The sequence below is a fragment of the Pseudomonas idahonensis genome, assembly GCF_037903935.1.
GTDB classification, from domain to species: Bacteria; Pseudomonadota; Gammaproteobacteria; order Pseudomonadales; family Pseudomonadaceae; genus Aquipseudomonas; species Aquipseudomonas danubii.
The window spans coordinates 2,657,325-2,678,651 of record NZ_CP149586.1 but is presented as its reverse complement, the minus strand read 5'-3'; the positions used below and the strand labels follow the sequence as shown (position 1 = coordinate 2,678,651).

The window sequence follows — 21,327 nt, the reverse complement described above, 5'->3', positions numbered from 1 at the left end:
GCACCTATTGTGTTAATTATTATGTTCACTGCTGTGACACGCCAGCAGTCAACCCGAAAGAAAAACCGGAGTCAATAGCCAACAGCAGCGGCTTTTCGTCAATTATTTTGCTCCACCAGAGACAAATAACCGGCGCAATCCGCGCCACCTGCGGGTTTCGGACGATTAACGTTTAGAATTTTTTACATGGAAGTTGTTAATTAAAATCAACGAGGATAAGCTCTGGAAAAACTCGTTCCAGCGTGAATTTCGAGGTGATAAAAATGGCATTCAAGCCATTGATCGGCGTTACTGCGTGCGTCAAAGAGATCGGCCTGCACCCCTACCACGTCAGCGGCGACAAGTACTTGCGTGCTGTCAGCGTCGCGGCCGAGGGCCTGCCCCTGATCATTCCTTCCCTGGCGGATCTGATCGATATCGACGATCTGCTGCACAACATGGACGGGCTGCTGTTTACCGGCTCGCCATCCAATGTCGAACCCTTCCATTACCAGGGCACGCCCAGCGAACCGGGCACCGCCCACGACCCGCAACGCGATGCCACCACCCTGCCCCTGCTGCGCGCGGCGATTGCCGCTGGCGTGCCAGTGCTCGGCATCTGCCGCGGCTTCCAGGAAATGAACGTGGCCTTCGGCGGCAGCCTGCACCAGAAGGTGCATGAACTGCCGGGCTACATGGACCACCGTGAAGCCGACGACCCGCGCATCGAAGTGCAGTACGCCCCGGCGCACCCGGTGACGATCCAGCCTGGCGGCGTGTTCGAGGCCATGGGCCTGGCCGGCGAGATCCAGGTCAACTCGATCCACAGCCAGGGCGTCGACCGCCTGGCCCCCGGCCTGCGGGTCGAGGCCGTGGCCCCGGATGGCCTGATCGAGGCGCTGTCGGTGGAACACAGCACAGCCTTTGCCTTCGGCGTGCAGTGGCACCCGGAATGGCAGGTGCTGTCGAACCCGGCCTACCTGCGAATCTTCCAGGCCTTTGGCGACGCCTGCCGGCAACGGGCCGCGCAACGCCGCTAACCGGCAAACCCCGGCCGCCAAGGCGGCCTTCCAGGCATTCAACAAGATCCACCACGCCCTGCCCCACGGCGAGCGCGCCTGCGCGCGCCCCGTGTTCGGCGTGAGCAGCAAACGGCAAGACCACAACAACAAATAGCGTCAGGCCGCCAGGAAGGCAGCGCCGAATCAGCCCGCACCCCCTGCGGGCTGGCAATCAACCTTTAAGCCCGGCCGAATTGGCCAGGCTGCTGACACCTGTTGGGAGTTTCACATGGCAAACGCCTCCAGCACTTACCGCAAGGCCCTCGAAGGCACCCCGAGCCCGCAGAAGGTCCTGGTCAAGATCGACCGCGTGACCAAGAAGTTCGATGAAACCGTGGCCGTGGACGATGTCTCCCTGGAGATCCATCAGGGCGAGATCTTTGCCCTGCTGGGCGGTTCCGGCTCCGGCAAATCCACCCTGCTGCGCATGCTCGCCGGCTTCGAACGCCCCACCGAGGGCCGCATCCTGCTGGATGGCGTGGACATCACCGACATACCGCCCTACGAGCGGCCGATCAACATGATGTTCCAGTCCTACGCCCTGTTCCCGCACATGACCGTGGCCCAGAACATCGCCTTCGGCCTCAAGCAGGACCGCTTGCCGGCCGCCGAGATCGACGCCCGGGTCGAGGAAATGCTCAAGCTGGTGCACATGACCCAGTACGCCCGACGCAAGCCGCACCAGCTGTCCGGCGGCCAGCGCCAGCGGGTGGCCCTGGCCCGCTCGCTGGCCAAGCGCCCCAAGCTGTTGTTGCTGGACGAACCCATGGGTGCCCTGGACAAGAAGCTGCGCTCGCAGATGCAACTTGAGCTGGTTGAGATCATCGAGCGCGTGGGCGTGACCTGCGTGATGGTGACCCACGACCAGGAAGAAGCCATGACCATGGCCCAGCGCATCGCCATCATGCACCTGGGCTGGATCGCCCAGACCGGCAGCCCGGTGGACATCTACGAGGCGCCGGTCAGCCGCCTGGTGTGCGAATTCATCGGCAACGTCAACGCCTTCGACGGCACCGTCACCGAAGACCTGGAAGGCTACGCCATCATCGACTGCCCGGACCTTGAGCAGCAGATCTACGTCGGCCACGGGGTCAGCACCTCGGTGCAGGACAAGTCGGTGACCTACGCCATCCGCCCGGAAAAGATGCTGGTCACCACCCTCAAGCCCGACGCCCGCTACAACTGGTCCAAGGGCAAAGTGCACGACATCGCCTACCTGGGCGGCCACTCGGTGTTCTACGTCGAGCTGCCTGGCGGCAAGATCGTCCAGTCGTTCATGGCCAACGCCGAGCGCCGTGGCGCGCGGCCGACCTGGGACGACGAAGTCTACGTCTGGTGGGAAGACGACAGCGGCGTGGTGCTGCGGGCATGAGGACTTCGACCATGAGCACGTTCAATCAGAAGTTGTTCCGCATGCTGCCCAGCGGTCGCAAGCTGGTGATCGGCATTCCTTTTCTCTGGCTGTTCCTGTTCTTCATGCTGCCGTTCTTTTTGGTCATGAAGATCAGCTTCTCGGAAGCGGCCCTGGCAATCCCGCCCTACTCGGAGATCTACAGCTACGCCGAGCAGAAATTCCAGCTGCTGCTGAACCTCGGCAACTACGCCATGCTGGCCGGCGACGAGCTGTACCTCTCGGCCTACCTGGGCTCGCTGAAGGTGGCGCTGCTGAGCACCCTGATGTGCCTGGTGGTGGGCTTCCCCATGGCCTACGCCATCTCCAAGGCCAGCAAGGAAACCCAGAACGTCTTGCTGCTGCTGATCATGATGCCGACCTGGACCGCGATCCTGATCCGCGTCTACGCCTGGATGGGCATCCTCAGCAACAACGGCCTGCTCAACAGCTTCCTGCTGTGGACCGGGCTGATCAGCCAGCCGCTGGAAATCCTCAACACCAACATCGCCGTGTACATCGGCGTGGTCTACGCCTACCTGCCGTTCATGGTGCTGCCGCTGTACGCCAACCTGGTCAAGCATGACCAGAGCCTGCTGGAAGCCGCGTCCGACCTGGGTTCGAGCAACTTCAACAACTTCTGGAAGATCACCGTGCCCCTGGCCAAGAACGGCATCATTGCCGGTTGCATGCTGGTGTTCATCCCGGTGGTCGGCGAGTTCGTGATTCCGGAACTCTTGGGCGGCCCGGAAACCCTGATGATCGGCCGCGTGCTGTGGCAGGAATTCTTCAACAACCGTGACTGGCCGGTGGCCTCCGCCCTGGCGGTGGTGATGTTGGCGATCCTGATTATTCCGATCCTGCTGTTCAACCGCAGCCAGGCCAAAGAGATGGAGGCACGGGCATGAAACGCTTCGAATTTTCCAAACTGATGCTGGTGCTGGGCCTGCTGTTCATCTACCTGCCGATGCTGATCCTGGTGATCTACTCGTTCAACGCCTCCAAGCTGGTGACGGTGTGGGGCGGCTGGTCGATCAAGTGGTACGTCGGCCTGCTGGACAACCAGCAGTTGATGGGCTCGGTGATGCGCTCCCTGGAAATCGCCCTGTACACCGCCGTAGCGGCGGTGGCCCTGGGCACCCTGGCGGCCTTCGTGCTGACCCGAGTCACCCGCTTCAAGGGCCGTACCCTGTTCGGCGGCCTGGTCACCGCGCCGCTGGTGATGCCCGAGGTGATCACCGGCCTGTCGCTGTTGCTGCTGTTCGTGGCCATGGCGCAATTGATCGGCTGGCCCATGGAACGGGGGATCGTCACCATCTGGATCGCCCACACCACATTCTGCGCCGCCTACGTAGCCGTGGTAGTCTCCGCGCGCCTGCGGGAGCTGGACCTGTCCATCGAAGAAGCGGCCATGGACCTGGGAGCGCGCCCGTTCAAGGTGTTCTTCCTGATCACCATCCCGATGATCGCGCCGTCACTGGCGGCCGGCGGCATGATGTCCTTTGCCCTGTCCCTGGATGACCTGGTGCTGGCCAGCTTCGTCTCCGGCCCGGGTTCCACCACCTTGCCGATGGAAGTGTTCTCGGCGGTGCGCCTGGGGGTCAAGCCCGAGATCAACGCCGTGGCCAGCCTGATCCTGCTGGCGGTGTCCCTGGTGACCTTCCTGGTCTGGTACTTCGGCCGTCGCGCCGAAGCCGCCCGCAAGCGCGCTATCCAGGAAGCCATGGACTTCACCGCCAACGAATCCTGGCAGCCACCGGCGGCGAAAAAACCTGCTGTACCCGCGCCGGCAACGGCCTGACGGCCTCTTCGCCAGCAAGCTGGCTCCTACAGACAACACAAACCTGTAGGAGCCAGCTTGCTGGCGAAAGCCTCCACACCGATATCCACCTTGCACACGCAGCAATCTGCACAATAAGAAATGGAGTTGTAGTGATGAAAATGCTTGGCAGGACACTGTTCGCCAAAACCCTGCTCTCACTGTCCTTGATGGGCGCGATGGTGACCTGCGCTCAAGCCAACGATAAGGTGCTGCGCGTTTACAACTGGTCGGACTACATCGCCCCGGACACCCTGAAAAAGTTCGAGGCCGAAACCGGTATCCACGTCACCTACGACGTCTTCGACAGCAACGAAACCCTGGAAGCGCGCCTGCTCACCGGCAAGTCCGGCTACGACATCGTGGTGCCGTCCAACAGTTTCCTGGCCAAGCAGATCAAGGCCGGGGTCTACCAGGAACTGGACAAGTCCAAACTGTCCAACTGGAAAAACCTCAACCCGGTACTGCTGAAAAACGCCTCCGCCAGCGACCCGGGCAACGCCCATGCCTTCCCCTACATGTGGGGCTCGATCGGCATCGGCTACAACCCGGACAAGGTCAAGGCGGCCCTGGGCACTGACGCCCCGACCAACTCCTGGGACCTGCTGTTCAAGCCCGAGAACGCCGAGAAGCTCAAGGCTTGCGGCATCAGTTTCCTCGACTCGCCCACCGAGATGCTCCCGGCCGCCCTGCACTACCTGGGCTACCCGGTGACCAGCAAGGACAAGGCGCAGATCCTCAAAGCCCAGGAGCTGTTCATGAAGATCCGGCCTTCGGTGACCTACTTCCATTCCTCCAAGTACATCTCGGACCTGGCCAACGGCAACATCTGCGTGGCCGTGGGTTACTCCGGCGACGTGCTGCAGGCCCGTTCCCGCGCCGAAGAGGCCGGCAACCAGGAGAAGGTCGCGTTCAGCATTCCCAAGGAAGGCGCCGGCAGCTTCTACGACATGATGGCCATCCCCAAGGACGCCACCAACGTCGACAACGCCTACCTGTTCATGAACTTCCTGATGCGCGCGGACATCATTGCCGAGGTCACCAACAGCCTGGGCTACAGCAACGCCAACGCGGCGGCCACGCCACTGGTGGACGAAGCGATCCGCAACGACCCGGCGTCCTACCCGCCACAAGACGTACTGGCCACCCTGTACGCGGTGCCGGATCAGCCGATTGCCATCCAGCGCGTGATGAACCGCGGCTGGACAAGGATCAAGCTGGGCAAATGATCCAAGCCGCTGATCCAAGCCGCCCGCCGAACAGGCGGGCGCTGCTGCCTTTTTCCGTTCCTGTCGCGCCTTACCACCGCGACACCCCTGCGAACGGCTTCACCCGGCTCCCTCGGTTGGGGTGAATCCTTGGCGCCTTCGGGCGCCTTTTTTGCGTTCCCTGTAGCCGCTGCCGCAGGCTGCGAACGGCTTGGGCGGCATACCGACGCAGCAAACGCAGCGATCCTGAAGGCAGCAGAGGGTCCTGCGGCCCCTGTCGCAGCCTCGCTAACGCTCGGCAGCGGCTACAGACTCCAAACACCTTCTTGTGCATCCTGTAGCCGCTGCCGCTGGCTGTTCCCCGCCCCTAGAAGTGGTATTTTTTGCCGCTTCTGGCGTGGCTGATCGGCATGAAGCCAAAGCCGCCAACTTTCAGGGAGCTGCACCGATGAAGTCCGCCGTACACGCTTGCCCGTTGCCCCATGATTCCAGCATCGCCTCCCTGGCCCCGGGCGCGACCTTCGTCGACTGCCGCCGCACCCTGGCGACCGACCCCGAACGCAGCGCCATGCGCCACCTGCTGAACCTGATGAGCCAGACCCCGGCCTGGATCGACCGCCTGATGGGCCTGCGCAACCGTGTGGTGCAGTTGTTCGGCCTCAAGGACCTGGGACGCCTGACCCGCATTGACCTGTCGCGCCCCGACGAGGATTACCAGCCCGGCGACCGGGTCGGCATCTTTACCCTGATCTCCCAGAGCCCCGATGAGGTGCTGGTGGTGGATCGCGACAAGCACCTGGACGTGCACCTGTCCCTCAACCTCCAGCCCCTGACCGCCGAGGGCCTGCGTCCGATCGTGCTGTCCACCGTGGTCCATCCGCACAATCGCCTGGGGCGCCTGTACATGCTGCCGGTGGCGCCGTTCCACCGGATCATCGCGCCCATGACCCTGGCCACCATCAATAACCGCTGAGCCTTCACCCCCAAGGATCTTGCCGTGCAGACACCCGAATTTGATGTTGTCGTCGTAGGCCTGGGCGCCATGGGCGCCGCCACCCTCTATCAACTGGCCAAGCGCGGGGTCAAGGTGGCGGGCATCGACCGCTTCGCCCCGCCTCACGACCAGGGCTCCAGCCATGGCGACACCCGCATCACCCGCCAGGCGGTGGGCGAAGGCGCGGCCTATGTGCCCCTGGCGATCCGCTCGCAGCAGATCTGGCGCGAGCTGGAAGCCGAACTGGATGTGCCGTTGTTCGAGCAATGCGGAGTTCTGGTGATGACCGCCAGCACCGATCCGCAACGCCCGGCGGATGCCCGGGACTTCACCGACAACAGCATCGAGCTGGCCCGGCGCTACGGTATCGAGCATGAAGTGCTCGACGCTGCCGACATTCGTCAGCGCTTCCCGCAGTTCGCCCCGCTGGCCGACAGCGCCCGGGGCTACTTCGAACCCGGCGGTGGTTTTGTCCGCCCGGAACGCTGCATCGACGCGCAACTGACCCGGGCCCGGCAACTGGGCGCGACCCTGATCACCGGCCAGACCGTGCAGGAACTCAAGCCCGGCGCCGAGGGCGTGGAGATCATCAGCACCGGCTCGCCGATCAAGGCCCGGCAAGTCATCGTCAGCGCCGGCATGTGGTCGGCGCAGTTGCTCGGAGCGCCCTTCGACACACTGCTGCAGGTCTGTCGCCAGCAGCTGTACTGGTTCCGTCTCGATGAGCCCCAGCACTACCCGGCTCGCTCGCCGAGCTTCATCCTCCACAGCGCCGGCGATGTCGACGCCTGCTACGGTTTCCCGCCGATTCCCGGCGAAGGCAGCGTGAAGATCGCCACCGAGCAATACAGCGTCAGCAGCCAGCCGGACAGCCTCGACCGCCAGCCCAGCCTCGCCGACGCCCAGCGCCTGTTCCGCGAGCTGGTGGCGCCGCATATCGCCGGGCTCGCGCCGGAGCTGGTGAAGGCCAGCGTCTGCGCCTACACCGTGACTCCGGATTCGGGCTTTATCATCGACCGTCACCCGCACCTGGACCACGTCACCGTGGTCAGTGCCTGCTCCGGTCATGGTTTCAAGCATTCGGCGGCGATTGGCGAAGCCTTGGCCCAGTGGCACGTGGACGGACACAGCGAGATCGACCTGGGCAGTTTCTCTCTGCAGCGCTTCCTCTGAAGGCAACGACCCCTTTATCCGGGCGCTGATGAAAAAAAATCCCCGGGCTGACGTTTTTCGCCGTTTATCTGCCGTTTTCAGCCTTGCCGACGGGCCCAGTCTCTACGATTCTTTAACAAACCCTCAGGGCGGCGCATCGCCGCCCCACGTAGAACCACCGGAGCGCCCCATGAAGAGCGTCGCAGAACTGCTGAAACTCAAGGCCAAGCACAACCAGCAAGTGCACACCATCGCCCCGCACCAGATGGTCCTGGAAGCGCTGATGCTGATGGCCGAAAAAAACGTCGGCGCCTTGCCGGTGATGGAGAACGGTCAAGTGGTCGGGGTCATCAGCGAGCGCGACTATGCGCGCAAACTGGTGCTCCACGGGCGCTCCTCGGTGGGCACCCCGGTCAGCGCCATCATGAGCTCGCCGGTGATCACCGTGGACTCCCACCAGAGCGTGGAAACCTGCATGAGCATCATGACCGATAGCCACCTGCGCCACCTGCCGGTGGTGGAGAACGGCCAACTGCTGGGCTTGCTGTCCATTGGTGACCTGGTCAAGGAAGCGATTGCCGAACAGGCCGACCTGATCCGCCAGCTGGAGCAATACATTCGCGGCGAATGAGCCCACACGCCGGCATCGCCCCAGCCGACGCCTTCGCTGGCAAGCCAGCTCCTACAGACGCCCGCTCAGCGGCAGCCCATTGCGTAGGAGCCGGCTTGCCGGCGAACAGGCCCGCAAGACTTGCCCCGCTCCAACCGGCGCCTTCGTTGGCAAGCCAGCGCCTACGGTTGGGTCGGCCCCTCTAGGGGAAAGTGCACGCGAACTTCAAAACCCTCGCCGCGGCCGCTGGCCGGTGAGGCCAGGTGCAACTGGCCGCCGACGCCGTGGACGATGCTCTGGGCAATCGCCAGCCCCAGCCCGGACCCGCTGGTTTCGCTGTTGCCCCGCACAAAACGTTCGGTCAGGCGTTGCAGCACGTCCGCCGGCACCAGCGGCCCGCCATTGATCACCCGCAAGCAACCGTCGGCGCTGAGGCTGACGTCCACCGGCTGTGCCGGATCGCCGTACTTCAAGGCGTTCTCGATCAGGTTGCGCAGCAGGATGCCAAAGGCGTCCGGGTCGATGGCGGCGCACACCTGGGCCGCTTCCGGCAGTTGCAGTTGGATGCGCGGGGCACCGCCGCGATTCCACTCCTCGACGCCATGGGCCAGCAACGGAATCAAGTCCTCGGGGGTTTGCGAGAGCAGCCCGCCGCCCTCGGCCTTGGCCAGTTGCATGAGCTTTTCCGAGAGCCTGGCCAGCTCCCGCAGGGCGTTCTCGATCTTCGCCGCCCGCACCTGCAAGGGGCCCTCTGGGGCTTCCTGGCGCAGGCGCTGGATCTGCGCCAGGGTCGCCGCCAGGGGCGTGCGCAGTTCATGGGCGCTGTTGGCGGTGAAGCTGCGCTCCGCTTCCAGGGCTTTGCGCAGGCGCTCAAGCAGATGATTGACCGCCTCGGCCAGGGGATCGATTTCCGCCGGCAGGCGCGCCACCTTGATCGGTGACAAGTCGCCCACACCCCGGGATTCCACCGCCCGCCGGTATGCCAGCACGCTGCGCAGGCTGATGCGCACGAACACCCAGGTGCCCAGCAGGCTGATAGGAATCAGCCCGAGCAAGGGCAGCAACAGGGCCAGCAACGCCTCCCGCGAGGCTTCGCGGCGGTGGGCCAGGGGCTCGGCGATTTCGATGACGATCGAGTCGTTCTCAATGCTGGCGCTGTACAGGCGGTATTTGTCCGTGGTGCTGAAGCCGGGGCTCGGTCGGTGGCTGAAGATTTTCAGTTTGGCGTCGTGGGAACGCATGAGGATTCGCCCGTCGGCGTCGCGTACCAGGTAGGTCAGGTACTCGCTGTCCATCTTCAGGGTCGCCACGTGCCGCGCCCGACGCGGCCCGCGACGGTTGCCGATTTCCAACGCCGCCAAGGGCAGGATGCGCTGGGCAGTGGCTTCCAGGGCGCTGTCGAAGGTTTCGTCCAACTCGTGCTGGACCACCAGCCAGGTGCCGGCGGTAGCCCCCAGCCAGAGCAGGGTCATGCCCAGGGTCAGGCCCAGGCTCAGGCGTTTTTGCAGGCTGATGGGACGCTTCATGCGGGCATCAGCCGGTAGCCCATGCCGCGCACGGTTTCAATCAGTTCGCGGCCGAGCTTCTTGCGCAGGCGGCTGACGTAGACCTCAATGGTGTTGCTCTCGATTTCCGCGCCAAAGGCATACAGCCGCTCCTCCAACTGCGACTTGGAGAGCAAGGCGCTGGGGCGCTGGACAAAGGCTTCGAACACCGCCCATTCGCGAGCGGTCAGGTCGATGATGGTGCCGCCGCGCTGCACGGTGCGGGCACTCAGGTCCACCTGCAGCTCGCCGAGGCGGATCTGCGGATTTGGGTTGCCGCTGTAGCGCCGGGCCACCGCGGCGACCCGCGCCGACAGTTCGAACAGGTCGAAGGGCTTGACCAGATAATCGTCGGCGCCGGCGTTGAGCCCGGCGATGCGCTCGGAAATCTGGTCCTGGGCGGTGAGGATGATCACCGGGGTCACGTCCCCGGCGCTGCGGCGCTGACGCAGAAACTCCAGGCCGCGCCCGTCGGGCAGCATCAGGTCCAGCAGGATCAGGTCATAGGGCGTGCTGGCGACACTGGCCCGGGCCTGCTCCAGGCGCTGCACCCAGTCCACGGCGTGGCCATCGTCGGCAATCTGCTCACGCACCGCGTCCCCCAGCCCTGCCGCATCCTCGACCAATAACACCCGCATCGACGTTCTCCCTTGACCTGTGTGGTGCTGCACCTTAACCGCTGAACCTGACGCGAATCTGAAGAAGCAGCGGGCCTGCTCAGGGTAGCCAGTGTCGCGCCCGCGCGATGCGAGGCAGATCAGCAAAAGCCCAGGTACGCGACAGCGCCGGGGCCTGAAGTTTTTTCCAGGCCTTCAGGTTGCTGTCAGCTAAACGGCCCAGGCTGCGAGCACATTCAGCAAAAAGGACAACCTCATGAACAAGCTCGTGATCGCCGGTTGCCTCACCGCGGCCCTGGTCCTGCCGACACTGGCCCAGGCCCGTGAAGTGACCCTGACCACCCAACTCAAGCCCTACAGCGGCAACGGTGCCTACCTGGCGATCTACCTCACCGACGCCAACGGCACCTACAAGAAGACCCTGTGGGTCGCCGGCAAGAAGGCCAAGTACTACAAGCACCTGCCGGACTGGGCCCGGGGCGGCGGCGCGGCCGCCGGCCAGTACGACGGCGTCACCGGCGCCAGCGTGGGCAGCGGCGAGACCCTGACCGTCAGCACCGAACTGGCGGACAGCCTGATCGACGCCGGGTATCAGATCCGCATCGACAGCGCCGTGGAAGACCAGCGCGACGTCCGTGCCGACGTGGTCCTGCCCCTGACACTCAAGGGCGCGGGCCAGCCCGCCAGCGGCAGCACCTATGTGCAGTCCCTGAGCTACGACCTGTAAGCCCTGCACCCCGAGGAGGCCCGACCATGTTGCGCTCGTTGCACTCAATCCCCGGACTGCTGGCCGCCCTGCTGTTGATGCTGCTGGCCCTCAGCGGCGCGACCCTGGCGCTGAACCCGGCCCTGGAACGCCTGCAGGCACCCGCCGCCGCGGCCGACATCAACGTGGCGCAGCTGGCCGGGCGCGTGGCCGGCCAATTGAGCGAGGTCGAGCAGCTTCGCCGCACGCCCTCGGGCACGCTGATCGTCTACCACCGCGAGCATGGCCAGACCCTGGCCAGCCGCGTCGACCCACAGACCGGCGCGGTGCTGGCGCCCTACACGCCCTCGGCCTTTGACCGCTGGGTCAAGGAACTGCACCGTTCACTGTTTCTCGACACCCCGGGGCATATCGTGGCGGCGCTGGGGGCCCTGGCAATGCTGTTGCTGTCGGCGTCCGGCGCTGTGCTGCTGGCCCGCCGCGCCGGTGGCTGGGGCAAGCTGCTGCGTCCCTTGCGCGGCAGTTTCAGCCAGCGCTGGCACGCCGAGGTGGGACGCCTGACGATCCTTGGCCTGCTGCTCTCGGCCCTGAGCGGGCTGTACCTGTCGGCCGGCACCTTGGGCCTGATCGCCGACGACGGCCAGGGCCAGCCGCCCCAGCCGCCCCCGATCAGCGCCGGCCCGGCCTTGCCGGTGGCCAGCCTCGCGGCGTTGCAGGCGGTGAACCTCAACGACCTGCGCGAGCTGGTCTACCCCGACCCTGACAGCCCCCAGGATCTGTTCAGCCTGCACACCCGCAGCGGCCAAGGTTATGTCGATCCGGCCAGCGGTGCCCTGCTGGCCTTCCAGCCCGAAAGCGGAATGCAGCAGCTCTCCGGGCTCATCTATCAACTGCACACCGGGGAAGGCCTGTGGTGGCTGGGCCTGCTGCTGGGCGTGTGCGCCCTGGGGGTACCGCTGATGAGCCTCACCGGTCTATGGCTGTGGTGGCGCCGGCGTCGCGACAGCGCCGCGATCGATGACAACAGCACAACCAGCGACGCCGACTGCGTGATCCTGGTGGGCAGCGAGAGCAACAGCACCTGGGGCTTTGCCCGAACCCTGCAGCAGGCCTTGGTGGCGGCAGGACGCAAGGTCCACAGCGCGCCGATGAACCAGCTGCGCAGCGACTACCCCAAGGCCCGCCAGTTGCTGATCCTCACCGCCACCCACGGCGACGGCGATGCCCCGGCCTCGGCCAGCGACTTCCTCGCGCGCCTGCAACAACAGCCCCTGGTGCCTGATCTGAAGTACGCCGTGCTGGGCTTTGGCGACCGGCAGTTCCCGCGTTTCTGCGGCTTTGCCGAACAGGTACACAAGGCCTTGAGCGCCAGCGGTGCGCAGTGCCTGCTGCCCCAGGAAAACATACATCGCCAGTCGCCCCAGGAATTCCGCCGCTGGGGCCAGGCCCTGGGACAGGCCTTGGGCTTGCCCCTGGACCTGCAGCATCAGGCCCTCGCCCTGCCCTGCCATGAGTGGCAACTGGTGGAATCGGTGGCCTATGGCGATCAGGTCCAGGCACCGACGCGGATCCTGCGCTTCAAGGCGGCCGACGGCAGCGGGCAACAGTTGCCCGAGTTCCAAGCCGGCGATCTGGTGGGCATCCTGCCCCCCGGCACGACCCAGCCCCGCTTCTATTCCCTGGCCAGCAGCCGCGCCGATGGGGTGCTGGAGATCTGCGTGCGCAAGCACCCGGGTGGCCTGTGCTCGGGCTTTCTCCATGAACTGCAAACGGGCGCGCGGATCGCGGGGTTCATCCAGCCCAACCCGCAGTTTCGTCCCGCCCAAGGCACGCAGCCGGTGATCCTGATCGGTGCCGGCACCGGCATCGGCCCATTGGCGGGGTTCATCCGCGGCAACCGCTCCCGGCAGCCCATGCACCTGTACTGGGGCGGGCGTCACCCAGCCTCGGACTTTCTCTACGAGCCGGAGCTCAAGGGCTACCTGGCCGACCGGCGCCTGACCGCCCTGCGCGCGGCCTTCTCCCAGGTCCAGGAGCGCGGTTACGTGCAGGACCGGCTGCTGGCCGATGCCCTGGCACTGCGCAGGCTGGTGGAAAAAGGCGCCCAGGTGCTGGTCTGCGGCAGTCGGGACATGGCCAAGGGCGTGATGCTGGCCCTGGACGAAGTGCTGGCCCCGCTCAATCTCAGCGTACTGACCCTCAAGGCCCAAGGACGTTACCGTGAAGATGTCTACTGAAACCGTCGCACTGCAACGCTACAGCCTGAACGGCCCGACCATGGGCAGCCGCTACAGCGCGCTGTTCTACGCCGTCCCGGGCTTCGCCACCCTGGACCTCGGCGAGCGTCTGGCCCAGGCCGTGGCGCGGGTCGAGCAGCAGATGTCGGGTTGGAACCCCCAGTCCGATCTCAACCGCCTCAACGCCGCGCCCCGGCATCGCTGGATCAGCGTGCCCCGGGAGCTGATGAGCGTCATCACCACCGCGCTGCGGGTCAGCGAGCAATCGCGCGGCGCCTTCGAGATTGCCGTGGGGGATCTGGTCCAGAGCTGGGGCTTTGGCCCCACGCCACGGACCCTGGACCTGCCGGCCTTGCGCGAGCTGGGCCGGCAGCGCCGCAGCCCGGCCACCAGCGCCCTGGTGCTGGAGCCCAGGCGCCACCGCCTGCGCAAGCGCGGCAAACTGCGCCTGGACCTCAACGGCATCGCCAAGGGTTTTGGCGTCGACGAACTGGCCCGGGCCCTGGAAGCCTCGGGCATCCGCGACTACCTGGTAGGGATCGACGGCGAAATGCGCGCCCGGGGCCGCAAGCCCGGGGGCCAGCCCTGGAGCGTGGCCGTGGAAAAACCCCTGCGCGGCGAACGCCAAGTGATGGGGGTGATGGAACTGGAAGATGCGGCCATTGCCACCTCCGGCGACTACCGCCGGTGGGTGGACATCGCCGGACAGGCCTACGCCCATACCCTTGACCCGACGACGGGCGAACCCCTGCGCAATCGTCTGGCCTCGGTCAGCGTGATGGCCAGCAGTTGCATGCTGGCCGACGCCTGGGCCACCGCGCTGCTGGTGCTGGGCGAAGTCGAAGGGCCACGGCTGGCCCAGGAACGCGGTATGGATGCCTTGTTCGTGATCCGCGACGGTGCGCAGTGGCGGGAAGTGTCTATTGTGGGTGGACAGCTGCAGGCCGAGATCGAGGTCCGCTGAAACCCGTATCCGCAGCTTCCGTGTCTGCAATGCCATCAACCTGAGTCCATCGCCGATGAAATTCATGCACCGACACCGCGAACTGCACCGCAACGACCGCATCGGTTGGTTGCGCGCCGCCGTCCTGGGGGCCAACGATGGGATTGTCTCCACCGCCAGCCTGCTGATCGGCGTGGCCGCGGCCAACGCCAGCCACGGCACACTGCTGGTGACCGGCATGGCCGGGCTGGTGGCGGGGGCCATGTCCATGGCCGCCGGAGAATACGTATCCGTGCACTCCCAGGCGGACACCGAACAGGCCGACCTGGCCCGGGAGCGGCTCGAACTGGCCAGCGACCACCCGGCCGAGCTCAACGAACTGGCCCGTATCTACCAGAGCCGCGGCGTGAACCCGGAACTGGCACGGCAAGTGGCGGAGCAACTGATGGCCCACGACGCCCTGGGGGCTCACGCCCGCGACGAACTGGGCATCAGCGAGGCCCTGGCGGCCAATCCGCTGCAGGCGGCCCTGGCCTCGGCGGCGAGCTTTGTGGTGGGCGCGGCCCTGCCCCTGGCGGTGACCTTCATTGCCCCGACGCACAGCGTGGTGCCGTGGATTGCCGGCATGTCCCTGGTGTTCCTCGGCGGCCTGGGTGGCCTGGCAGCCCGTGCCGGTGGCGCCAAAGTACTCCCGGGTGCCTGGCGCGTGACCCTCTGGGGCGCCCTGGCCATGGGCCTTACCGCCGCCGTGGGCAGCGCCTTCGGCACCGCGGTCTGACCCCGCTGGCGAACAGGTCCGCAAGCCTTGCATCGTCCATACGGTCACCTGCGCTTCTGAGCTGATCCGTAGACGGTGCCTTTTTAACACCCTGAAATAGTAAATCCCGCCACTGACAGCCCCGTCCACAACAGCCGTCAGACGCCTGAGTACTGGCCTTCAGCTCAATCTGAAGAGCATCCGGGCCAATTCTCAACTCGGCCAAAACTGAATTCCCCCCATGAATAAGAAACGTCTTACCTGAAGCTCTTGTTAAACTCGCGCACATTTGCGTGAAGATTTAATGACAGGCAGGTTATTTGTGAAGTTGATCCGTCGTTGCCTCCAACACCCTCTTGCTCCCCTGTGCACCTTGTTCGGCCTGCTGTTGCTGGTGCCAATGGGCGCGCGCCTGGCCCTGGGCTGGTCCAATCCGCTGGGTTACCTGTCCGACCTGGCCAGCGCCAGCCTGCTGACCCTGCTCTTGTACCGCCGCCGCTGGTGGCTGGCGCTGCCGGTGCTGCTGGTGTGGGCACTGCTGACCCTGGTCAGCGCCGAGCTGGTGAGCGCCGTGGGCCGCATGCCCAACCTCGCCGACCTGCATTACCTGGTGGACCCGCAATTTGTCGGCAACTCCACCGGTGGCGGCCTGACCCACCCTGAGCTGGGGCTGACCCTGCTGCTGGGGCTGATGCTGTGGCTGGTGGTCCAGCGCAGCAGTCGCGCGGTGAAAACCCCGACACTGCCACGCACGCTCTGGATTCTGCCGCTGGGCTTGCTCCTAACCCACGGCGCCACCCAATACCTCAAACCCAGCGAAGCCGATCAGTGGCAGCTGTTCAACCTGCCCCACCAGGCCCTGGCCACCGCCACCGGCCAGGCGCAGATGCAATTGGAAGACTGGCTGCAAGGCGATGTCGCCGATGTGCCGCCGCCCATGGCCGGCCTGACCCGTCTCGACCTTGAAGGCCAGCCGCTGCTGCCCAGCGCCGGCCGCGCGCGTAACGTGCTGCTGATTACCCTGGAAGGCATTCCCGGGGCCTATATCCGCACCAACCGCGAGGCCCTGAACAGCCACTATCAGGAAGACCTGATGCCCAAGCTCAGCGCCTGGGCCGAGCGTGGCATGAACACCCCGGACTACGTGCTGCACAGCCACCAAACCATTCGCGGCCTGTACGCCATGCTCTGCGGCGACTACGACAAGCTCGACAACGGCACCCCCAAGGGCGTCGAGATGCTCACCCAGAACCAGCGCAACCAGGCCTGCCTGCCGGCGCAGATGCACAAGTTCGGCTTCAACACCCACTACCTGCAGGGCGCCGGCCTGCGCTTCATGGCCAAAGACAAGATCATGCCGCACATCGGCTTTGACGCGACCCATGGCCTGGAGTGGTTCAAGAACGACAACTACCTGGAATTCCCCTGGGGCAAGGACGACAAGGCCTTCTTCGAAGGCGCCCTGAGCTACGTGGATCAGTTGAAGAAGAAAAAGCAGCCCTGGATGCTCACCCTGCTGACCGTCGGCACCCACCAGCCCTACTCCGCGCCAGAGGATTACCTGGAGCGCTACGAAACGCCCAAGCAGGCGGCCGTCGGCTACCTGGACGACGCCATCGACCAGTTCCTCACGGAGCTGGAACGCAAGGGCGTGCTCAAGGACACCCTGGTGATCATCACCTCCGACGAGTCCCACGGCATCGACGGCGTGCGTCTGGCCTCGTCCTGGGGCTTCAACCTGATGCTGGCCCCGGACCAGGACCTGCTGCCCCATATCAAGTCCGGGACCTACGGCCACGTCGACCTCAGCGCCTCGGTGCTGGACTACTTCGGCCTGCCGGTGCCCGCCAGCCTCAGCGGCCGCTCGTTGTTCCGCGACTACGCCCAGGGCCGGGAAATCATGTCCTACACCAACGGCAAGCTGCGCTACCACGACGGCCAGGGCACCTTCACCGAATGTGATTTCCAGCAGCGCTGCCGCTACTACTCAAGCCCCGGTTTCATCGCCGACAGCGCCAGTCTGCAGGGTCAGTACGGCGGCCTGCGGGCCCGGCAGATCAGTGCCAGAGCCACGCATCTGGATCGCAGCCTGCTGCAATCACCCCTGAACCAGCACTATCAGTTCGGCAGCCCGGCGATCATCCCGCTGCAAGCACAGATCAAGGATGACTGGGCCGACAACCTGATCGGCGCCCAGTACCTGGAAATGCCCAAGGGTTCCCAGACCCGGGTGCGCTTCACCGTGCGCTCCGCCGACCCGCAGCAAAACGCCTACATCCTGCTCAAGGGCAAGGAACTGGAACAGGACGTCCCCCTGGGCCTGCCGGAAGAAATGCTGGTAACCCCCGACCAGCCGCTGCAGATGGACTTCAGCTTCGACAACCCGGAAACCCGCAAGGCGTTCTCCTTCCACCTTCTGGGCTACGGCCTGGGCGCGGTGGAAGTCAGCGACTTCAGCGTGATCACCGAGTTGCCGGGGCAACCTGAGAACGTCGACCCCGAAGAAGACAGCAGCGCCCATTCCAGCTGAACCCTGCCGGACATCGAGCATCGCCCTTTCGGGCGACGCTCGATGCGCCCCTCTACACGCCCCGCAAAAAATATTTTCCTGTACATGAAACTTTTTTTGTACAGGAAAAGTCGGACCGTTGATGTCATTTGAACATCATTGAGCTATCACGCTGCCTCGTCGAGACACAGCCCTGTGAAGCATTCAGTCAACGGTTTAGGAGCGGTCCTTCCTATGTTTTCCAATCTGAGCATTTCACAAAAGCTCTATGCCGGTTTCGGCGTCGTCCTGCTGATCCTCCTGCTGCTGGTACTAGCGGCCCTGCGCGGTTTCGATCAGGTCAGCAGCAGTGTCAAAAGCAACATCCACAGTTACGAGGTCCTGAGCCAGTCCGACGCCCTGCTGCGCAGCCTGATCAATGTCGAGACCGGCATGCGCGGTTATGCCCTCACCGGTCGCGACAGCTTCCTCGAACCTCTGGAGCAAGGCGAAAAAGCCTTTGCCGACTATTACGCCCGGATCAAAAGCAGCACCTCCGACAACCCCGAGCAGCAGGCACGCCTGGAGCGACTCAAGGCCCTGCACGACCAGTGGCTGCGCGACGACGTCCAGGGCAACCTGGACCTGCGCCGGGCGATCAACGCCGGAAGCCAGCCTGCCGAAGCCATGGCGGCACAAATCAGTGCCGGCCGCGACAAGGCCAAGATGGACGCCATGCGCCAGCTCACCAGTGAGTTGCGCGACGCGGAAAAAAGCCTGCAGGACGCCCGCAGCCAGGCCATGGACAACGCCAAGGCCTCGGCCCTGGCGATCCTGATCGGCGGCGGCTTGCTGGCGGCGGTGCTGGCCATGCTGGTGGCCTGGTCGCTGTCCAGCAATCTGGTGGGCCGTATCCGCCAGGCCGTGGACGTGGCCAAGGCCATCGCCGCCGGCCGCCTGGACAGCAGCATCAGCGCCACCGGCCGTGATGAGGTGAGCAACCTGCTGCAGGCCTTCGCCGCCATGCAGGAGCGCCTGCGGACCATGATCAGTCAGATCAAGCAGGGGGCCGACCAGTTGGTCAGCGCCTCCCAGAGCATTTCCAGCGCCTCGTTGCAGCTCTCGGCCTCGACCCAGGAGCAGTCCCACTCGGCCTCCTCCATGGCGGCCACGGTGGAAGAGCTGACCGTGAGCATCAACCATGTGGCGGACAACGCCGGGGATGCCCACGCCCTGTCCAGCGAGTCCGGGCGCCAGTCCGAGGAAGGCGGCAGCGTGATCCAGGACACCCTGGGCAGCATGCGCCTGATCGCCGAGACCGTGCAGGCTTCGGCCACCCAGATTGGTGAACTGGGTCAGCACGCCGAGCAGATCTCCAGCATTGTCAGCGTGATCAAAGGCATTGCCGAACAGACCAACCTGCTGGCCCTGAACGCGGCCATCGAAGCCGCCCGGGCCGGGGAACAGGGTCGCGGCTTCGCCGTGGTGGCCGATGAGGTGCGCCTGCTGGCCCAGCGCACGGCCAACTCGACCCAGGAAATCACCGAAATGGTCGGCAAGATCCAGCTGGGCACCCGAGAGGCGGTGAGCAGCATGGACGTGGGGGTCAATCAGGTGAAAAACGGCGTCGAACTGGCCCAGCAGGCCGGTGAGGCCATCGTCAATATCCGCACCTCGTCCGGCAATGTGGTGCGGGTGGTGGACCAGATCTCCCTGGCCCTGCGGGAGCAGACCGCCGCCAGTCAGGATGTGGCGCGCAATGTCGAACGCATCGCGCAGATGTCCCAGCAGAACAGCCAGGCCGTGGAGGAAACCACCGAGACTGCCCGCTCCCTGCAGCAACTGGCGCAGAACCTGGAGCAGCAGGTGAGCGTGTTCCGCCTGTAGGTGCAGCGCCCTGGCCAGGGCGACCGCCCAGTCATCGACGCAAAACCCTGGCATCCCCGGGGTTTTGCGTTTATTTCTGATCACCGTCCCCTCTGCAAAGGAGAGCAGCCCATGATCGATCGACCCACCGCTGCGCCGTTCGAACAAGTCGCCGCCGCCATGCACGGCCAGCCGTTCATGGTCCTGACCGGGGCCGGCATCAGCACCCCGTCAGGCATCCCCGACTACCGCGACAGCGAAGGCGTGCGCCGCGGCAAGCAGCCGATGATGTATCAGGAGTTCCTTGGACAGGCCAACGCCCGTCGTCGCTACTGGGCCCGAGCCATGCTCGGCTGGCCGCGCATGCGCCAGGCCCGGCCCAATGCCGCGCACCAGGCGTTGGCGCAATTGCAGGCCGCAGGCCGGATTGCCGGGGTGATCACCCAGAATGTCGACGCCCTGCACGATCAGGCCGGCAGCCTGGACGTCATCGAACTGCACGGCAGCCTGCACCGAGTGCTGTGCCTGGATTGCGGCCAGCGCAGTCAGCGTGATGCCATCCAGCAGCAGTTGCAGGCGCTCAATCCCTACCTGGCCGGCGTCGACGCGGTGCAGGCGCCGGATGGCGACACCCTGCTGGACCCGGCCTTCGAGGAACGCTTCCAGGTCCCCCGCTGCCCCTATTGCGACGGCGACCGCTTGAAGCCCGACGTGGTGTTCTTCGGCGAGAACGTGGCCCAGAACACCGCCGCCCGGGCCTTGAGTGCCGTACACGAGGCCGCCGGCCTGCTGGTGGTGGGTTCATCGCTGATGGCGTATTCGGCGTTTCGCTTGTGTCGCGCCGTGGCTGAGCAGGGCAAGCCGCTGCTGGCCATCAACTTCGGCAAGACCCGCGCCGACGAGTTGCTGGACCTCAAGCTCGGCGAGCCCTGCGACCGGTTACTGCCGCTGTTGGCCGAACGCCTGCTGCGCTAAGCCTCAAAGCATGGCCACGCGCTGGTCGAGGTTTTCCTCGCGCAGGATGTCGAACAGCGCCTGGGCCGCGGTGGACAACTCCTCCCCCGGCTTGGTCAAGACGCCGATGGCCCGCTCCACCACCGGATCATCCAGGGTCAGGCAATGCCCGCCCAGCTCGCGCATGTGCTGGGCACACAGCGCCGGCACCGCACTGACGCCCAGGCCGCTGGCGACCATGCGCCCCACGGTCGCCAACTGATGGCTTTCAAATTCCACCGGCAACTGCACGCCCCGGGCCCGCAGATGGTCCTCCAGCATCACCCGCACCGTGGACGGCCGCTGCAGGGTGATAAAGGGCTCCTGCAGCAGCGTCTGCCAGTCGATGCGGCTACGCTGCGCCAGGGGCGAATCCTTGGGCACCACGGCCACGAAACGGTCGATGTACAGCGGGGTGAAGAGCAAGGAAGTGCTGTCCTGAGGCTCGAACGCCACCCCCAGTTCCACCTCGCGGTCGCGGACCATCTCCAGCACCTGCTCGTTGACCACGTCATTGACCGTGACGTTGACCTGGGGGTAGCGGGCGCGAAAGCGCTTGAGGATCGGCGGCAGCAGATTGCCGGCAAAGGACGGCATGGCCGCCACCGTCACCCGCCCGCGCTGCAGGGTGAAACGCTGGCGCAGTTCGTCCTCGGCGTTGTCCCAATCGGCGATCAGGCGCCGGGCCAGAGGCAGCAGAGCCTCGCCTTCAGGGGTCAGCGCCACATTGCGTGTATTGCGGGTAAACAACCGTCCGCCCAAGCCTTCTTCCAAGGCCTTGATGGTCAGGCTCAAGGCCGACTGCGACAGGTGCAGGCGCTCGCAGGCCAGGGCAAAGCTCAAACTGTGGGCCACCGCCAGAAAGGCCCGAATCTGTTTAACCGTCATCTGTCATCCTCAGGAGGCAGCCGCCAGCTATAAACTCCAGGCCGCAAGCTTGGAGCTGATTATGCTGCTTTTCAA

The 21,327-nt window shown here is 65.2% G+C and carries 18 protein-coding genes and 1 pseudogene; 16 read left to right on the top strand and 3 right to left on the bottom strand.

Annotated elements, in window-relative coordinates:
• Positions 1–263: 263 nt before the first annotated feature.
• The 8 genes from WIN67_RS12210 to WIN67_RS12175 all read left to right on the top strand — a co-directional run bounded on the left by WIN67_RS12210 (position 264) and on the right by WIN67_RS12175 (position 8,234).
• The gene (locus tag WIN67_RS12210) at positions 264–1,019 is read left to right on the top strand and encodes a gamma-glutamyl-gamma-aminobutyrate hydrolase family protein (RefSeq protein ID WP_273906462.1); all 756 of its coding nucleotides are present in this window, start codon (positions 264–266) and stop codon (positions 1,017–1,019) included.
• 250 nt (positions 1,020–1,269) lie between these two features.
• The gene (gene potA / locus WIN67_RS12205; protein WP_273923171.1) at positions 1,270–2,412 is read left to right on the top strand and encodes a polyamine ABC transporter ATP-binding protein; all 1,143 of its coding nucleotides are present in this window, start codon (positions 1,270–1,272) and stop codon (positions 2,410–2,412) included.
• 44 nt (positions 2,413–2,456) lie between these two features.
• The gene (locus WIN67_RS12200; protein ID WP_170004810.1) at positions 2,457–3,338 is read left to right on the top strand and encodes an ABC transporter permease subunit; all 882 of its coding nucleotides are present in this window, start codon (positions 2,457–2,459) and stop codon (positions 3,336–3,338) included.
• Positions 3,335–4,231 (top strand): ABC transporter permease subunit, encoded by an 897-nt coding sequence (locus WIN67_RS12195; protein ID WP_102864200.1) that lies wholly within the window; start codon positions 3,335–3,337, stop codon positions 4,229–4,231. The genes WIN67_RS12200 and WIN67_RS12195 overlap by 4 nt, the downstream gene beginning before the upstream one ends.
• Before the next feature lie 140 nt (positions 4,232–4,371).
• A complete protein-coding gene (locus WIN67_RS12190; RefSeq protein WP_422394726.1) occupies positions 4,372–5,478 on the top strand; it encodes a polyamine ABC transporter substrate-binding protein in 1,107 nt (368 codons plus the stop codon).
• A 427-nt stretch (positions 5,479–5,905) separates the two neighbouring features.
• Positions 5,906–6,430 carry a DUF2867 domain-containing protein gene (locus tag WIN67_RS12185; protein WP_339071346.1) on the top strand — a complete coding sequence of 175 codons (525 nt, stop codon included), beginning with the start codon at positions 5,906–5,908 and terminating at the stop codon, positions 6,428–6,430.
• Between the two features lie 24 nt (positions 6,431–6,454).
• Positions 6,455–7,624, top strand: coding sequence for an N-methyl-L-tryptophan oxidase (gene solA, locus WIN67_RS12180; protein WP_339071345.1), 1,170 nt, complete (start codon positions 6,455–6,457; stop codon positions 7,622–7,624).
• A gap of 169 nt (positions 7,625–7,793) precedes the next feature.
• The gene (locus tag WIN67_RS12175; RefSeq protein WP_102864196.1) at positions 7,794–8,234 is read left to right on the top strand and encodes a CBS domain-containing protein; all 441 of its coding nucleotides are present in this window, start codon (positions 7,794–7,796) and stop codon (positions 8,232–8,234) included.
• 161 nt (positions 8,235–8,395) lie between these two features.
• Here the strand turns inward: WIN67_RS12175 and WIN67_RS12170 are convergent, their stop codons facing one another.
• Together WIN67_RS12170 and WIN67_RS12165 are read right to left on the bottom strand one after the other, a co-directional pair.
• The gene (locus WIN67_RS12170; protein WP_339071344.1) at positions 8,396–9,739 is read right to left on the bottom strand and encodes an ATP-binding protein; all 1,344 of its coding nucleotides are present in this window, start codon (positions 9,737–9,739) and stop codon (positions 8,396–8,398) included.
• Positions 9,736–10,395 carry a response regulator transcription factor gene (locus tag WIN67_RS12165; RefSeq protein WP_339071343.1) on the bottom strand — a complete coding sequence of 220 codons (660 nt, stop codon included), beginning with the start codon at positions 10,393–10,395 and terminating at the stop codon, positions 9,736–9,738. Before WIN67_RS12165 ends, WIN67_RS12170 begins: the two co-directional genes overlap by 4 nt.
• Before the next feature lie 235 nt (positions 10,396–10,630).
• Between WIN67_RS12165 and WIN67_RS12160 the strand changes: the two genes are divergently transcribed.
• From WIN67_RS12160 to WIN67_RS12130, 8 genes and pseudogenes are all read left to right on the top strand, one after another.
• Positions 10,631–11,101 carry a DUF2271 domain-containing protein gene (locus WIN67_RS12160; RefSeq protein WP_339071342.1) on the top strand — a complete coding sequence of 157 codons (471 nt, stop codon included), beginning with the start codon at positions 10,631–10,633 and terminating at the stop codon, positions 11,099–11,101.
• Between the two features lie 26 nt (positions 11,102–11,127).
• Positions 11,128–13,317, top strand: a complete 2,190-nt coding sequence (locus WIN67_RS12155) for a PepSY domain-containing protein (RefSeq protein WP_339071341.1) — start codon at positions 11,128–11,130, stop codon at positions 13,315–13,317.
• A complete protein-coding gene (locus WIN67_RS12150; protein ID WP_339071704.1) occupies positions 13,307–14,281 on the top strand; it encodes an FAD:protein FMN transferase in 975 nt (324 codons plus the stop codon). The genes WIN67_RS12155 and WIN67_RS12150 overlap by 11 nt, the downstream gene beginning before the upstream one ends.
• Positions 14,282–14,336: 55 nt before the next feature.
• A complete protein-coding gene (locus WIN67_RS12145; protein ID WP_306408868.1) occupies positions 14,337–15,038 on the top strand; it encodes a VIT1/CCC1 transporter family protein in 702 nt (233 codons plus the stop codon).
• Positions 15,039–15,321: 283 nt separating this feature from the next.
• On the top strand, positions 15,322–17,547 hold the full coding sequence (locus WIN67_RS12140) for an LTA synthase family protein (protein ID WP_339071340.1): 2,226 nt from the start codon (positions 15,322–15,324) through the stop codon (positions 17,545–17,547).
• Between the two features lie 213 nt (positions 17,548–17,760).
• Positions 17,761–18,537, top strand: a pseudogene (locus WIN67_RS31115) (CHASE3 domain-containing protein); the annotation flags it as partial.
• A complete protein-coding gene (locus tag WIN67_RS31110) occupies positions 18,529–19,392 on the top strand; it encodes a methyl-accepting chemotaxis protein (protein ID WP_422394725.1) in 864 nt (287 codons plus the stop codon). The pseudogene WIN67_RS31115 and the gene WIN67_RS31110, both read left to right, overlap by 9 nt.
• Before the next feature lie 111 nt (positions 19,393–19,503).
• Positions 19,504–20,346 (top strand): NAD-dependent protein deacetylase, encoded by an 843-nt coding sequence (locus WIN67_RS12130; protein WP_110595910.1) that lies wholly within the window; start codon positions 19,504–19,506, stop codon positions 20,344–20,346.
• Between the two features lie 3 nt (positions 20,347–20,349).
• Here WIN67_RS12130 and WIN67_RS12125 read toward each other — a convergent pair whose 3' ends face one another.
• Positions 20,350–21,252 carry a LysR family transcriptional regulator gene (locus tag WIN67_RS12125; protein ID WP_102879983.1) on the bottom strand — a complete coding sequence of 301 codons (903 nt, stop codon included), beginning with the start codon at positions 21,250–21,252 and terminating at the stop codon, positions 20,350–20,352.
• Positions 21,253–21,327 lie beyond the last annotated feature (75 nt).